Origin of the sequence: Nostoc sp. MS1, from assembly GCF_019976755.1 — a bacterium.
Taxonomy (GTDB): domain Bacteria; phylum Cyanobacteriota; class Cyanobacteriia; order Cyanobacteriales; family Nostocaceae; genus Trichormus.
Map to the genome: position 1 here is coordinate 6,433,804 of NZ_AP023441.1, position 13,762 is coordinate 6,447,565.

Below are 13,762 nucleotides of genomic sequence, written 5' to 3' on the forward strand. Positions count from 1 at the left end.
TACCATCAGTTAAGGTGTGTATTAAAACTCCCTTCCCTTTATAACCGTACTTAACTCTCCTTCACCGCCACCTTTGCCAGGGGGAAAAAGACCCATCAACAGCACCGTAATTCCAGTTGATTAGCCCTCTTTCCTCTGCAATTCCTAGTATCCTTCCTTGCTTGTAAATTTTCCAAAGTTCCGTCTGGTTCCCAGCGTTGTAACCATCTGTATGCAATAACCTCATAATCTAAAGGTGCAACATCAATAAATTGGGATAATGCTTTAATAACTGGTGCTGATTGAGATTTTGGCTTAACAGTATCTAAACGAATTGCTTTTGATACGGCTGTTCGGGAAGAAGAGGTAGTTTGTTCCCAAACTGGTCGCACTGGCAGTTGCTCAATCAGTGCGGTGAGTTCGGCTAGTTCAACGGTGTCGCTAATACAAGGAATTTCTTGTGGATCAGCCGCCGGAACTTTGTCTATGACCGTCAAGCGGGTGTCAATGTGAGTTCCGTGCTTGCTGTAGACCTTGCCGTTGATACCGACTGAAAGAACTACTGTTGCTTTCTCCTGCATCTTAATGAAGGTATCTCGCCAAGTAGGATTAGCTGGAGAAAACCAGTTGGCGGAAATTGTTACCAGTCTCCCGCGATCGCCTAGCCTTTGCAACGCCGAGTTGATATGCCGTGGTGTAGCATCAGGATTGCGGCTGTTGACCTTGGGCGATGCCGAGAAAGGTGGATTCATCAGCACTACAGATGGCTGAGTTTTGCCAGCTAAGTAATCGTTGATTTGTTCACCGTTCACGGAGAATAGCGGAACGCCAGGGAACAGCCGCCGAAGAATCTTGCTTCTGTCGGGCGAGATTTCGTTGAGCATCAGACTCGCACCCTGGAGTTTAGCGAACTGAGCTAGAATGCCAGTACCGGCACTTGGTTCTAACGCTAAATCATCAGTTGTGATTTGTCCGGCAGCGCAAGCCAGATATGCCAAAGACAACGGGGTAGAGAACTGTTGAAGCTGCAATTGTTCTTCGCTGCGGCGGGTGTGTGTGGGGCAAAGTGATTCAATCAGTTGCAACTGTTCTAGCGGATTTTTAAACAATCCCTTGTGCCGCAAGTACAATATTGCTGCCACCTCAACAGCCTCGTAAGCGTCCTTCCACAGCCACGCACCTTCTGCTGCCGTGCCGTGGAACTGGCGATTCATCTGGGATTGAATCGTTTTTGTGGAGATAGCCCGTTGCTCCATGAGTGATTTAGCGAGTTCAGTTGCAACGTTGATGATCGACTGTCCGTAGTCGAGAACTGTTTGCAGGTCAAACAGACTGCCTTGTGTAGCGATAAGGCTGACCATATATTATAGATGAACCTATCCCACTAATACCAGCAATATGATAATCTGCTGTTGAAAACGGTAAGTTGTATCAGGGTATGGCGGGGAAATTTGAAGGGTTAAGTGATATGGAGTGGAAGTTGTTTGAAGATATATTCCCCAAGGAACCAGAAAACAGAGGAAGGGGAATGCCTCATGCACCATTTCGTCATGTACTGAACACGTTATTGTATATATTGATAACAGGATGCCGTTGGTGTGATGCTCCCACAGGAGAAATCTGGGCATCAAAAAGTGCAGCGCACAGATGGTTGCAACGTTGGGAAACGGACGGAACTTTGGAAAGTTTACAAGCAAGGATACTAGGAATTGCAGAGGAAAGAAGCCTAATCAACTGGAATTACGGTGCTGTTGATGGGTCTTTTTCCCCCTGGCAAAGGTGGCGGTGAAGGCGTTAAGTACGGTCATAAAGGTAAGGGAATTTTAATACACACCTTAACTGATGGTAATGGTATGCCCTTGGCTAATCGCACAACTCCAGCCAACGGTAGTGAAACAGATCAAGTGATACCACTGTTAGATAGTGTCAAAGTTAAAACGAATAGACCCGGTAGACCTCGTAAACGTGTTAAAGTTCTGGCTGCTGACAAAGGCTATGATTCCAAGGACAAACGGGCTGCATTGCGTAAACGTGGAATCAGACCTCAATTGCCGCGCGCGTGTTTGGAAGAATCGAAAAAATCGGGGTAGACCAATTAAAATTTCTGTTCCGCGTTTTCAACAAGAGCGCTGTTTTGCTTGGTTTCAAAGAAAATATCGCCGACTCGTTGTTCGGTGGGAAAGAATTTCTGCCTGCTTCAACGGTTTTCTTTCTCTTGCGACAATTCACATCTGGATTAACAGAATTTTATTCGTGGGATAGGTTCATGTTTGATCACAGTCGCCGTAATCTTGCTCACTGGTTTGCCCTATCAATGGGTGGAATTTTGTTTGCTTTTGCGGGAGTAGGTTATTGCTTGAATGTGGAAGAACAATTGCGATTTTTTGATGATGAACTCTTTCGTCAGAGTAAGACCTTTGCGATGAAGACCCAGTATTCGCTTTACGAAAGTAAATGGCAAAAACAAAACTCTCCCACGCTTATAGATGATGGTACATCTTTGAATGGCAAATTACTTTACGCGCGTTGGTATGACTCTAACAAGCAACTTATACAGTTTATAGGTTCATCTGATACTAAACAATTAAGCATAGAATCTGGATTTCAAACTATACAAGTATTAGCTACATCAAATAAATATCCTAGTAGAACTGAGTGGATTCGCCAAGTCACTATTCCAGTTGTCAAGGATAAGGTGTTACTTGGTTATTTTCAAGCAGCTGCTCCAATGGACTCTCTACATAGCAGCTTGAATCAAGCTCGTTTGTTTCTAGCTTTGGGTGTACCAATTTCTTTTGGGGTAATTGGTATTACAGGTTGGTTTTTAGGCGGGTTGGCAATGCGTCCCAGCCATCTTGCTTATCAGCAATTACAGAGATTTACGGCCGATGCGTCTCATGAATTACGTAACCCTGTAGCAACAGTACTAAGTAATGCTCAAGTGGCTCTGATGCCGCCAGAAGATATTTCTGAACAACGGCAGAGATTACAAAAAATTGCCGAAACAGCCAAGTTAATGAGTACGCTGATTAATAATTTGCTATTCCTCTCACGTTACGATGTTTCTCTAGCGGAAACTACATTAAGACCTGTGGATTTGAGTGAAATGTTACGATCACTAGCTATGGAAGTTACCGCCCAAGCCACTAGCCACAACCTCAATTTTCATACCAAAATTCCCCACCAGCCTGTAATGATTCACGCTGATGTGAATTTGCTGAGGCAAGCTATTATTAATCTTCTCAGTAATGCTTTTAAATATACAGGCGCAGGAGGGGAGGTTCAATTAAGATTATTTACCCAGTCCCATCGCGCTATTATTCAGGTCGAAGACAATGGTATTGGTATTCCCGACACCGATTTACCTTATATATTTGAACGTTTCTATCGAGTAGATACGGTTCGCTCTCGTGAAACAGGTGGTTTTGGCTTAGGACTAGCGATCGCAAAACAAATTGTGCAAGCACACCAAGGACAAATCTTTGTCAAAAGTTTACTAGGTCAAGGTTCTACTTTTCAAATTGAACTAACTTTAAAATCTCATCAAGCTCCAGAAGCTAGGATGGAAAAGTACAGATTTTTAAGAAAAATCTTTAAGACCAGCAAAAATTAAGTAAATTGCTAGACAGTTAGACGGTCAAACACCAAAGAACTGCAAATTAAATATACCTGATGCCCTAACAAATGACCAATGACAACTTAACCATTAAAGAACTCACCCAAGCAGTGGGAGGTGGTATCACTCCCCGCATGGTGCGACATTACCATGAGTTAGGGTTGTTACCCCAGCCTGTGCGATCGCCTAGCAACTACCGTCTTTACACCCAAAAGGATGTCATTAGGTTACAGCGCATTGTTGCTTTGAAACAGCAAGGGTTCCAACTCAACCACATCCGCAACATCTTGGAGATGGAACCAGAAGCAGACACCAACACCAACTTTATGGCACAGTTGCAGCAACAGTATCGAGCGGTAATGCAGCAAATAGCCCAATTGCGACAAACAGCTTCAGCCTTAGAGGGATTATTAGGACGCGATCGCCATTGTCAAATCATGCAGGCGGAAGTATTGGCGCAACTCAAGTTATTAGAAGTGGAAACTCAAGTTGGGTTGGGAGGATTGGCAGAACTTTGGCATGGTTTAGATGCAGAAGTTCATACCCATCCAGAAGTATTTGCCGAATCTTTGCAACATATCTTACCCGACTTACCCCAGCGATCGGAAATTGAACAACACCTAATTGCGCAATTAGTTTTGGCTTGTGGTGATGTGAGTTTGGTATCTTTTATGAAGGTAAGTAAACAAGCCATTGCCGCCAGCCGTCAAGCCTTGTCTTCAGCTTGTGAAATTGTTGTCGATATCCCCACAATTGCGACGGCTGTAGATCAAACAAGGTTAGTGCATCTAGGCTGTAAAGTCACCACCCTCATTGATAATCCCCACATCACCACAGCAATGGAGGCGGAAGTAGAGTTTTGGCAGCATCAACAATGGCGCGAAAGGTTAGAAAAAGTTAGTCCAGGTTGCATTGTGGTAATTGGTTATGCGCCTTCAGTGCTTTTAGAAGTCTGCACTCTGATTAACCAGCAAAAAATTCAACCATCCTTAATTATTGGGATGCCAATTGGTTTTAGTCACGCCCCAGCCGCCAAAAGACAACTCATGCAACAATCATTACCTTTCATAACTATTGAGGGAACTATGGGAGGCGGTTTACTCGCTGCTACTGCTCTCAATGCTTTAGTTGAATCATTAATTGAGAAGCCTAATTGTCATTGCTATAGTAAGTGCTGAGTGATGAGTGAGGAGTGCTGAGTTGTAAGCGCCAAATTACGTAGGCTATTACAAATTACATATTGAGCCTTGTTCTGTCAGAGTATCCTGATGTTTACCAAAAAGGTTGGTAAGTAATACATTTTTTTGGTATTGTATTGCTATATCTGATTGAGGCATCAGTAACTTCTCGCCAATACTTCCTGATGAACAACAAAAGATTTATTACTAAAGATTGTGATTTGGATAGCTGTGTTGAGGCGATCGCTAGCGTCTTTGTTAATACTGCTGTTATTGCTGGAGATGATATTCCTAAAACACTTGCAGCTACTAAATTTTAAGCATCTGTAGTTATTGGGGGGTTATTATCCTCCTTTTTTATAGGAATTGCGATCGCTAATTCAATCACTAGTATTCTGCCATAACGTAAATTCAATAGTTAATAGGCAAATTAATATACCAATTATTCACACTAACTAAGATTTATTATATTTAATCCGATGAATCCGGCACAAGCAAAAATCAGAACTGTAAAAGCAAGTCGTCTTGTGAGGAAACTTTATCGCCAGCAAAATTTGACACCGTTAATAACAACGCCATCTCCTTTGGTTTTGTTTGAGGTTCTTGGCTACACAGTGGCTTTAGAGTCAGATATCTGCTTTCACCAACATCCACTAATACGAAACAATGAGACTGAAGTAATATTGAGCGCTCAGTTACATGATGCTTTGCAGCAAATTAACCCTACAATACCAACTCCAGGGATTTTAGCAGCTATTGAGCAGATTGCACCTAAAAATAATCTAAGCCTATTAGAAAACAACCGTCGCTTTCAACAGTTTTTAACTGAAGGGATTGATATTACCTATCAAATTGGTAATCAAGTATTTCACAAAAAAGTACAGTTGATAGACAGATTTAATCTATGCAGAAATAATTGGTTAGTTATAAATCCACTGACTATTACTGAAGCTCACTCTACTCATATTCTAGATATTGTAGTCTTTATTAATGGACTACCTTTAGCAGTTATTATCTATACTCAGCCGCATCATACAGATACTACTGTGAGAAATGCTTATCAATTACTGCAAACTCACAAACAACAAATTCCTTATATGTTTTTTCATAACACTTTCCTAGTCATTACTAATGGAAATCAAGCAAAGATTGGCACTTTAACATCTGAGCCGAAGGACTTTTTTGTCTGGCGTTCAATTGATGGAGAAGACTTTTCATCTCCAGGAGAAACTGAATTAGATGTTTTAATTCAAGGTATTTTTGATAAACGAAGATTTATTGAACTGATCAGCAATTGTATTGTATTTCAAGGACATAATATGAATATTAAAAGTTTACTCTGCTATCCATTCTGCACCATATAAAAGTTTTCAATATATGTGCAAGCAATTATTGAATTTACTATAGATTTTAGTTAGCGTAATGAGGCACAGAAGAAAAGAAATTTTGAAGGAATATAAAGTAATGTTTTAACCATTATTTATTAATTAAAAAGGGCAACATTATTGCCCTTTTTGTTAATTGTTGAAAAATCTAGTCAACGGCTAGTATCACATCGCTTGATTTAATGACAGCATAAACTTCTTTGCCTTCAGCTAGTTGTAGTTTATCTGCCGAAGATTTGGTAATAATCGATGTTACTTCAACCCCAGATGCAATTTCTATCGTTACTTCTGTATTTACAGAACCAGGAACAATTGCTTTGACTTTACCTTTGAGAGCGTTACGTGCGCTGACTTGCATATCTTTACTTACCCTGTATTTTTAACAACTTTTATAATACCAACTATTACAGTCTAAATCCATTGCTTTAGACATAAATTATATAAAATACTTACTATTTCTTAATTATAGAAGAATCCCAGAATAATTTTACCAATTCTATTGGTATAAAGTTGGTACAAATTAGGAGGTATCTTTATATTGTGGTAAATAGCAATGAAGAGTTTTAAAATAACATCATTTGCTAGTTTGATGTTTGTCACATCTTTAATGATTTTTATCTCTGCGACGATTAAGGGACTTCCAACTAAAAAAATATACAATCACGTTGGTGAGCAGAGGGAGCAGGGGGAGCAATAATATAATCGTTTCCCAGCTTTCGCTCATTGAATAATTTAATTTCTGGAAGTCCCTATTTGAATAACAGGAATTTACATTAGTTAAAAAATAGTAATTTTTTGTAGGTTTTAGCCACAACCAGGAATACTTAGGCGATCGCTCTTTTGAATTATTACAACCGCTATGTAAGTCCATGTAAGCATTTCAGCAATCGTTATTAATGCCGCTTGGAAAATTGCTCATCAATTGGAGGGTAAATTTGTAATTATGTACTCTGGCAACATTGCGTTAACGCAAGGTTTAGATACAGTAGTAGCGGCGGCTGCATGTTTGCGTCATATTCCTGATATCACCTTTGTAATTGCTGGAGAAGCGATCGCACTTGTCATAGCTTCGTCACAGTATCTTGACATCTCCAAATAAGTTGGTAATTTTTTCCAACTTATTTGGTATTGTATTCAGAGAGCTTACTACAAGTAAGCAATTCCCCCTAAATATTCTCAATGAAAAGCAAGAAATTTGTTACATGGATAGCGGCGGCGATCGCTAGTTTAGCCGTGGCGATCGCCTTTCCATTCTTCATGTCCACACCAGTTACAGCACAGACAGCTCCGCCAACGCCGCAAGTAACGACTAACGTCACATACCCAGGTGCTACAGCCAACCTCAAAGTTTACGCTGCCATTAGCTTGTTAGAGGTACTGACAGATATAGAGAATGCTTACAACAACAGTACTAACACACCGAAGATTAACTTTACCAACAGCCTAGATTCTTCGGGTATTTTGTTGCAAAACATCCAATATACACCTAATGAAACAGCTGGGATTCCAGATGTATTTATTTCGGCTGCTACCAGTCAGATGACCACTTTGCAAACCGCCGGCAAATTAGCTTCTGGTTGGCCGAAAAATATTGCTAAAAATAGGCTGGTTTTGGTCAAACCTAGTTCACCTGCTACTCCTTTGCCCACGGGTAACGCTATTACGAGTTTCAGCACCTTGGTTAATAGCTCACCTACCAGAACTGGTATTCGTGGGATTGCTATAGGAACTCCCGCCACTGTTCCCGCAGGAGAATATGCTAGGCAGGTTCTGACTAATAGCGATGCTACTAATTGCGGTGGAGGTACTTACAATACACTGGTCAATAATCCAGCGCCTAACAAAATATTCTTTGCATCTAATGTGCGTAACGTTTTAAGTGCAGTAGAAACTAAAACCCTCAATGGCAACACCATTGACGCAGGCTTAGTTTATGCGACAGATAAACAAGTTTCTAATCTGACTACGCTAGTAAGCACTGCGCTTGCAAGTTGCCTTACTACCCCCATAGTCTATCCAGAAGCAGTATTGACCAGAACTACAAATTCTACGGCTGCTAACGCTTTTGCTAACTTTATCGTTACTGATACAAATGCCAAAAATTCCTTAACTACCCGTGGATTCCTTCTGCCTTAAAAGCTTGATAACTAGTCGAAAGTCATTAGTCAATAGTCAACAGGTCTTTACAACAAAAATCCTCGACCTTTTAGCCATATGCTGGAGAAATTTTGCATGAAATCAAACAAAAAACTTCTCAAAAGTCTCTTACTAACTATTACTGGTGCTTGTATTGGTAGTTGTGTAGGTATAAGTGGTTATGCTTCTCAAGCACAAGCTGGTCAGTTGAAAAATCTTATATACAATGGAGACTTTTCGCTCGATCCACTAGCTAATCCTAACGATCCTACGAAGGCAAATCCCTACATTACAGGATGGATCAATAGTACGCAGAATGACCTTTTCTACACAAATTATCTAGAAAATTTCACTGTCGATAATGCAGACAAAGGCTCTTTAGGTGTACGCCTTGGGGCTTCACCTGGCTATTACACTTACATAGCGCAAAACTTCTATACTGATGTGGGTCAAAAATATCGCTTAACCTACTACTTGGCTAACATAGATGATGAGTTTGGCAATAGTCTTAAAGTTTATGCAGGTGAACAATTAATAGATGAAAAAACTAATCTTCCCTTCTCAAGTCCTTATGTAAAACAGACAGTCGATTTTACAGCCACCGCAGGTCTCACACAGTTAAAGTTCGCGAGTCAACAGCAGAAAGCCTGGTGGAACATCGATAATGTCAGCGTTGTAGAGCTTGAGAATGACAATCAACAATCAACTTCTGTACCTGAACCATCAGTCATGGTAGGTGTAGCAGCTTTAGGACTGATAGGATTTAGAACCAAGAGAAATCGCTTGGCTAAATCGTAAATCTTTTTCACACCTGCGATCGCTACGACTATCAAAGAGTAGTCGTAGCGATTTCCTACTGTTTTCTCTGTGCCTTAGTGCCTCTGTGGTTCAATTATAGCGTTTACCAGTCTAATGAAGTACAGTAATTAAAATAAATCAGTGTATCTACTCAAGGGTAAAAATGAAACCATATTCCCTGGACTTTCGCCAAAAAATATTTGATACATACTTGTCAGGTGGAATATCACAACGTCAATTAGCAAACAAATTTTGTGTCAGTTTAGGTTTTATTGAGAAATTACTAAAGCAATATAGAGAAACAGCAAGTATCGCTCCTAAAGTTAGGACAAAACAAACTCCTCCAAAGCTCAACGAAGAACAAATTAAGATTCTGGAAGAAATAGTCGAAGCTAAGAATGATTCGACTTTATCAGAAATCCGCTTCATTCTCAAAGAAAAAACAGGAATAACAGTTGGTATATCTACGGTAGACAGGATGTTACAGAGGAGAGAAATAAGCCTTAAAAAAAAACATTGCACGCTGACGAAAAAGAAACTGAAAGAGTTCAATTATTAAGGGTACAGTTCTGGCTTCAACTTCATGGGATACCAGAGGAAAACCTTGTCTTTCTTGACGAAGCCGGAGCTAATCTATCTTTAATAAGACACTCCGCCCGTTCTAAAAAAGGTAAAAGAGCGCATGGGTCACGACCTCAAAAACGCTGTAAAAATGTTTCCATAATTGGAGCGATTGCTCTTAAAGGCGTGATTAGTCAATATAGTATTTTAGGAGCATCTGACGGGCTGACATTTGAGGCTTATATTTCTCAAAAATTAGTTCCTCTTCTGTGGGAAGGCGCTTGTGTAATCATGGATAATTGTTCAATTCATAAAGGTGGAGATATTGAGAAATTAATCGAAGCTGCTGGAGCTAAATTGATTTATTTGCCACCATATTCGCCGGATTTTTCACCAATTGAAAACTGTTGGTCAAAAATTAAAAATTTACTACGTTCTATTGGAGCTAGAAGTTATCCAGACTTAGCAAAAGCAATTGAAAGTGCTTTTAATCAAGTTTCGTTAAATGATATTTATAATTGGTTTACCCATTCTTGTTACTGTACTTCACCAGACTGAGAAACGCTATATCTATACGGTGAAACTGTTGGCGGCAGTAGATGTAATAATTCTCCGCACCTGAGCATCAGTTAAATTTTTATTAGCACTGAGCATCAAAGCTACCACCCCAGCAACGTGAGGAGCTGCCATAGATGTACCATTCCAAGAAGCATACTTATTACCAGGAAGCGTGGAATAAATACCCACACCAGGCGCAGTGACGTAACTAAGTAATTGATTTCCTGCTCGGTTGGAGAAGCCAGCCAGATTTCCATTCTTATCCACTGCTCCTACAGCCAGCCCCCAGTCTTTGGCATAGCTAGCAGGATAGAATGGTGTGGAATTACCGCCATTTCCCGCCGCCATGACAACGATCGCTTTCTTCGAGCTAGCATATTGAATAGCTGCTTGAATTTCACTGCTAGCTTGGGCTTTACCTAGACTCAGGTTAATCACATTTGCGCCATTGTTCACAGCATAACGAATACCTTGAGCGATCGCACTCTCCGAACCTGAACCATTATCAGCTAAAACCTTAACTGGCATAATCTTGGCATTATAAGCAATACCAGTCATACCAAAGCTATTTCTGACCCCGGCAATAGTACCAGCAACGTGAGTACCATGACCACTTTTATCTAAAGTATTGTTGTTGTTATCAACAAAGTTCCAACCATAAACATCATCAATATAGCCGTTACCATCATCATCCTTGCCATTACCTGGAATTTCCTGAGTATTTTTCCAGATATTAGGACTCAAATCTGGATGGTTGCGGTCAACTCCACCATCCACAACAGCAACAGTAATTCCTTGACCTGTATACCCTTTTGCCCAAACTTCTGGTGCTTTGATGAGGTCTGCTCCCCAATTGTTACCACCCAAAGAAGGCACATCTGCAAAGGTAGTCTGACCTAAAGCTTGAGCTACGGCTGCGGCTGCATTCACTAAACCGTAACCATTGGTGGAACGAAAATAATTATTGACAGTGATAGCTTTAGCAAAAATGTTATTACTTTCGTTAGTTTCAACAATATTGTTGTTACCATCTGCTTTGTACAGTAGATAATAAGTACCTGGAGCAACATTATTCACAATATTGAGTGAAATTGTTTGTGAAATTGCAGCACCAGCCGTAACACCAGCAACACTCTTAGAGCCTAAATACAGGTCATCATTACTAAGAGCTTTATCTTTAGATAGATAAAATGTTGTAGAATTATTAGAAGCATTTTCTGCTCCTTGGTTTTTAACTTGATAACTAGTGTTAAAGCTATAGCCGACTGTTACTGAACTGGGAGCTACAGCATTTTGAACGACTAAATCTGTATTAACCAGACCAATATTGATAGCTTTGTCTAAAACATTGTTAGTATCATTGCTCTCAAACAAATCTCCATTAGCATTAGCCTGCAATAATAAATAATAGCTGCCTACGGGAATACCACTATCAATGGTGAGCGTAATTGCTTTTGAACTAGTAGCACCTGCTGCCAGACTATCAATATAGTCAGCACCTAAATAATTATCATAATTAGTGACAATTTTATCTTTAGATAGATAAAAATAGGTATAACTTGAATAAGCATTTGCCGAGCCTTGGTTTTTAACTGTATAGTTCAGTTGAATGGTACTGCCAATCTTTGCTGCACCGGGAACTGTAGCACTTTGTACAATTAAGTCTGGTAAAGAAATACTGCTAGTTTCGAGGCTCTGACTCACAACCTGACTATTCTCTGTTTGAGAAGAACTTGATCCAGTGCTAGTGTCTTTATAATCACGGGTAGTAATACTAGCAAAAGAATCATAGCTCAAGTTTCTACTATTTGATTTTAAAGCTTGATTTTGTGAATGCTGAAAGTTGATAGTTCCATCACTGGCAATTGAGACTGAATTATTAAGATTGGCTTTTTGTGAAGTAAATTGATTAACTAATATATCTCCTTGCTGAGTAAAGGAACTACTATGAAATCTGGATGTGAGTATATCTCCGCTATTTAATTCATAGTTATGAGGAAAAATATCTTTTTGCAAAGAGTTATCTTTTCTCGTATGGTCATCAATAATGCTGTGATTTAGTTGAGTAGATTTCACTGGAATATCTCAGTATACTGAAATATCATTTTACCAACTTATTTGGTAGAAACTCTTCAATGTCATTAAATTATCACTTTACTATTTCACTCAGCATATAAATTGATAAAAATGTGATTAAATATACTAACTATTTCGATGCGTGTCACCTTCCGAAAACATTTACCATTTTTGGAATCTAGAGCTTTTGTATAGCAAGCGATTGCTTTTGCCAGTGCTATAGGCGATCGCAAAATTATTTTCTAATCAAAAATCCACGACCCATTTTTTTCTAATAGGACAGCTTGTATTGATTACTTGGTATGGCTTGTAATAATTGCCAGCCCGGAAAGTGACACAAGAGGGATATTCACATTCCCTGACTTATATAAATTGATTTTTACCAACATAGCTGGTAAAGTGTTTTTGTGAATAAAAGTAAGTATAACCCTGAATATGTCAGAATTTCAAGCCTTAAATAAACAACATTTGAGTGTTATTTACCAGAAATTAACATAATAGTTACCAACCATGAAAAGGCATTTCTATACGTTTTCATTAATAGCTTGTGCTGTCAGTATTACACTACCAACCCCAGCATTGGGTGTTACACTATACGGCGCAGGTAGCTTGCGGAGTAGTCTTACCAAGTTGACAGAAGCTTTCACAAAAGATTCTGGCATTGCTGTTAATACATACTTTGGGCCTTCAGGTTTAACAAGAGCCAAAATAGAAAACGAACTAGCAGGAAATCTTAAAACCGCAGATGTGTTCGCCAGTGCGGACTTAGGAAATCCTCTACAACTCTTTCAAAAAGGCTTGAGTAGTCCTGTCGAGAATTTCACTAGCAATCGTATGGTTGCTGTCTTAAGACCAGGGTTGGATAATATTACATCAGATAATTTATTAGGCTTCTTACTTGATCCCAACATTAAAATAGGCACATCAACACCACTATCTGATCCTTCTGGAGACTACGCTTGGCAGATATTTGATAAAGCCGACAAGGTTAGACCCGGTAGTTCTCAAACTCTTAAAGACAAAGCCTTGCAGTTGGTAGGTGGAAACCCCTCTGCGCCACCAGTTCCCAGTAATGAAAATAACCTCGTTTACTTTCTAAAAACAAATCCTCTTGCAGATATCTTTTTAGCTTATTACACCAGTGGTAAAACGGCTCAAGAACTAGAAGCAGGACAGGATTTACGAATAGTAGAGTTGCCTGATTATTTAGCAACAAAGGCTGATTATGGTTTGACTGTTATCAAGAATGCAGATCCCGACGCTGAAAAATTAGCCCCATATATCCTCTCACCAAAAGGTCAAGCAATTTTGGCTAATTATGGATTTACTAGCCCTTATTCTACACCTGTTCCAGAAAATCAGGGTGCGTATGGTACTTTACTTGCTTTAAGCGTAGTTTTTGCTATGCACAGAAAGTTGCTTCTAGCTGAAAAGCAAATAGTAAAAGTAAGCAAGCCTTAATTTCACGAAAAATT

General features: G+C 39.6%; 13 protein-coding genes and 1 pseudogene. 11 read left to right on the forward strand and 3 right to left on the reverse strand.

What is annotated here, in order from left to right:
• Positions 1-95: 95 nt before the first annotated feature.
• The gene (locus tag NSMS1_RS27865; RefSeq protein WP_224087873.1) at positions 96-1,340 is read right to left on the reverse strand and encodes a hypothetical protein; all 1,245 of its coding nucleotides are present in this window, start codon (positions 1,338-1,340) and stop codon (positions 96-98) included.
• Between the two features lie 77 nt (positions 1,341-1,417).
• Between NSMS1_RS27865 and NSMS1_RS27870 the strand changes: the two genes are divergently transcribed.
• The 6 genes from NSMS1_RS27870 (at position 1,418) to NSMS1_RS27895 (ending at position 6,137) form a co-directional block, all read left to right on the forward strand.
• Positions 1,418-1,768 carry a transposase gene (locus tag NSMS1_RS27870; RefSeq protein ID WP_224085447.1) on the forward strand — a complete coding sequence of 117 codons (351 nt, stop codon included), beginning with the start codon at positions 1,418-1,420 and terminating at the stop codon, positions 1,766-1,768.
• A complete protein-coding gene (locus NSMS1_RS27875; RefSeq protein WP_224085446.1) occupies positions 1,734-2,069 on the forward strand; it encodes a transposase in 336 nt (111 codons plus the stop codon). The genes NSMS1_RS27870 and NSMS1_RS27875 overlap by 35 nt, the downstream gene beginning before the upstream one ends.
• A 44-nt stretch (positions 2,070-2,113) precedes the next feature.
• Positions 2,114-3,592 (forward strand): sensor histidine kinase, encoded by a 1,479-nt coding sequence (locus NSMS1_RS27880; RefSeq protein WP_317986554.1) that lies wholly within the window; start codon positions 2,114-2,116, stop codon positions 3,590-3,592.
• Between the two features lie 71 nt (positions 3,593-3,663).
• The gene (locus NSMS1_RS27885; RefSeq protein ID WP_224087874.1) at positions 3,664-4,773 is read left to right on the forward strand and encodes a precorrin-8X methylmutase; all 1,110 of its coding nucleotides are present in this window, start codon (positions 3,664-3,666) and stop codon (positions 4,771-4,773) included.
• 137 nt (positions 4,774-4,910) lie between these two features.
• Positions 4,911-5,093 (forward strand): hypothetical protein, encoded by a 183-nt coding sequence (locus tag NSMS1_RS27890; RefSeq protein WP_224087875.1) that lies wholly within the window; start codon positions 4,911-4,913, stop codon positions 5,091-5,093.
• 159 nt (positions 5,094-5,252) lie between these two features.
• Positions 5,253-6,137 (forward strand): type I restriction endonuclease, encoded by an 885-nt coding sequence (locus NSMS1_RS27895; RefSeq protein ID WP_224087876.1) that lies wholly within the window; start codon positions 5,253-5,255, stop codon positions 6,135-6,137.
• Between the two features lie 169 nt (positions 6,138-6,306).
• On the opposite strand, the gene NSMS1_RS27900 is transcribed toward NSMS1_RS27895, so the two are convergent.
• Positions 6,307-6,516, reverse strand: coding sequence for a molybdopterin-binding protein (locus NSMS1_RS27900; protein ID WP_224087877.1), 210 nt, complete (start codon positions 6,514-6,516; stop codon positions 6,307-6,309).
• Between the two features lie 552 nt (positions 6,517-7,068).
• On the opposite strand from NSMS1_RS27900, the pseudogene NSMS1_RS27905 reads away from it, so the two are divergent.
• The 4 genes and pseudogenes from NSMS1_RS27905 to NSMS1_RS27920 all read left to right on the forward strand — a co-directional run.
• Positions 7,069-7,218, forward strand: a pseudogene (locus NSMS1_RS27905) (glycosyltransferase WbuB); the annotation flags it as partial.
• Between the two features lie 119 nt (positions 7,219-7,337).
• Entirely contained in the window at positions 7,338-8,294 is a 957-nt protein-coding gene (gene modA, locus NSMS1_RS27910) for a molybdate ABC transporter substrate-binding protein (protein ID WP_224087878.1), read from the forward strand.
• Positions 8,295-8,390: 96 nt separating this feature from the next.
• A complete protein-coding gene (locus tag NSMS1_RS27915) occupies positions 8,391-9,092 on the forward strand; it encodes a DUF642 domain-containing protein (protein ID WP_224087879.1) in 702 nt (233 codons plus the stop codon).
• A gap of 163 nt (positions 9,093-9,255) precedes the next feature.
• A protein-coding gene (locus tag NSMS1_RS27920) for an IS630 family transposase (RefSeq protein WP_263432530.1) occupies positions 9,256-10,211 on the forward strand; the annotation gives its coding sequence in 2 pieces (ribosomal slippage) (positions 9,256-9,598 and positions 9,598-10,211; 957 coding nt in all).
• Positions 10,212-10,223: 12 nt separating this feature from the next.
• On the opposite strand, the gene NSMS1_RS27925 is transcribed toward NSMS1_RS27920, so the two are convergent.
• Complete coding sequence (locus NSMS1_RS27925) at positions 10,224-12,287, reverse strand: S8 family serine peptidase (RefSeq protein WP_224087880.1); 2,064 nt, start codon at positions 12,285-12,287, stop codon at positions 10,224-10,226.
• A gap of 510 nt (positions 12,288-12,797) precedes the next feature.
• Between NSMS1_RS27925 and NSMS1_RS27930 the strand changes: the two genes are divergently transcribed.
• Positions 12,798-13,748: a molybdate ABC transporter substrate-binding protein gene (locus tag NSMS1_RS27930; protein ID WP_224087881.1), complete on the forward strand. Its 951-nt coding sequence runs from the start codon at positions 12,798-12,800 to the stop codon at positions 13,746-13,748.
• Positions 13,749-13,762: the final 14 nt, after the last annotated feature.

Excerpts from the sequence above, each read along its gene's own strand:
- NSMS1_RS27865 (WP_224087873.1), bottom strand. The coding sequence starts at position 1,340 with ATGGTCAGCCTTATCGCTACACAAGGCAGTCTGTTTGACCTGCAAACA.
- NSMS1_RS27870 (WP_224085447.1), top strand. The coding sequence starts at position 1,418 with ATGGCGGGGAAATTTGAAGGGTTAAGTGATATGGAGTGGAAGTTGTTT.
- NSMS1_RS27875 (WP_224085446.1), top strand. The coding sequence starts at position 1,734 with ATGGGTCTTTTTCCCCCTGGCAAAGGTGGCGGTGAAGGCGTTAAGTAC.
- NSMS1_RS27885 (WP_224087874.1), top strand. The coding sequence starts at position 3,664 with ATGACCAATGACAACTTAACCATTAAAGAACTCACCCAAGCAGTGGGA.
- NSMS1_RS27895 (WP_224087876.1), top strand. The coding sequence starts at position 5,253 with ATGAATCCGGCACAAGCAAAAATCAGAACTGTAAAAGCAAGTCGTCTT.
- NSMS1_RS27900 (WP_224087877.1), bottom strand. The coding sequence starts at position 6,516 with ATGCAAGTCAGCGCACGTAACGCTCTCAAAGGTAAAGTCAAAGCAATT.
- modA (WP_224087878.1), top strand. The coding sequence starts at position 7,338 with ATGAAAAGCAAGAAATTTGTTACATGGATAGCGGCGGCGATCGCTAGT.
- NSMS1_RS27915 (WP_224087879.1), top strand. The coding sequence starts at position 8,391 with ATGAAATCAAACAAAAAACTTCTCAAAAGTCTCTTACTAACTATTACT.
- NSMS1_RS27930 (WP_224087881.1), top strand. The coding sequence starts at position 12,798 with ATGAAAAGGCATTTCTATACGTTTTCATTAATAGCTTGTGCTGTCAGT.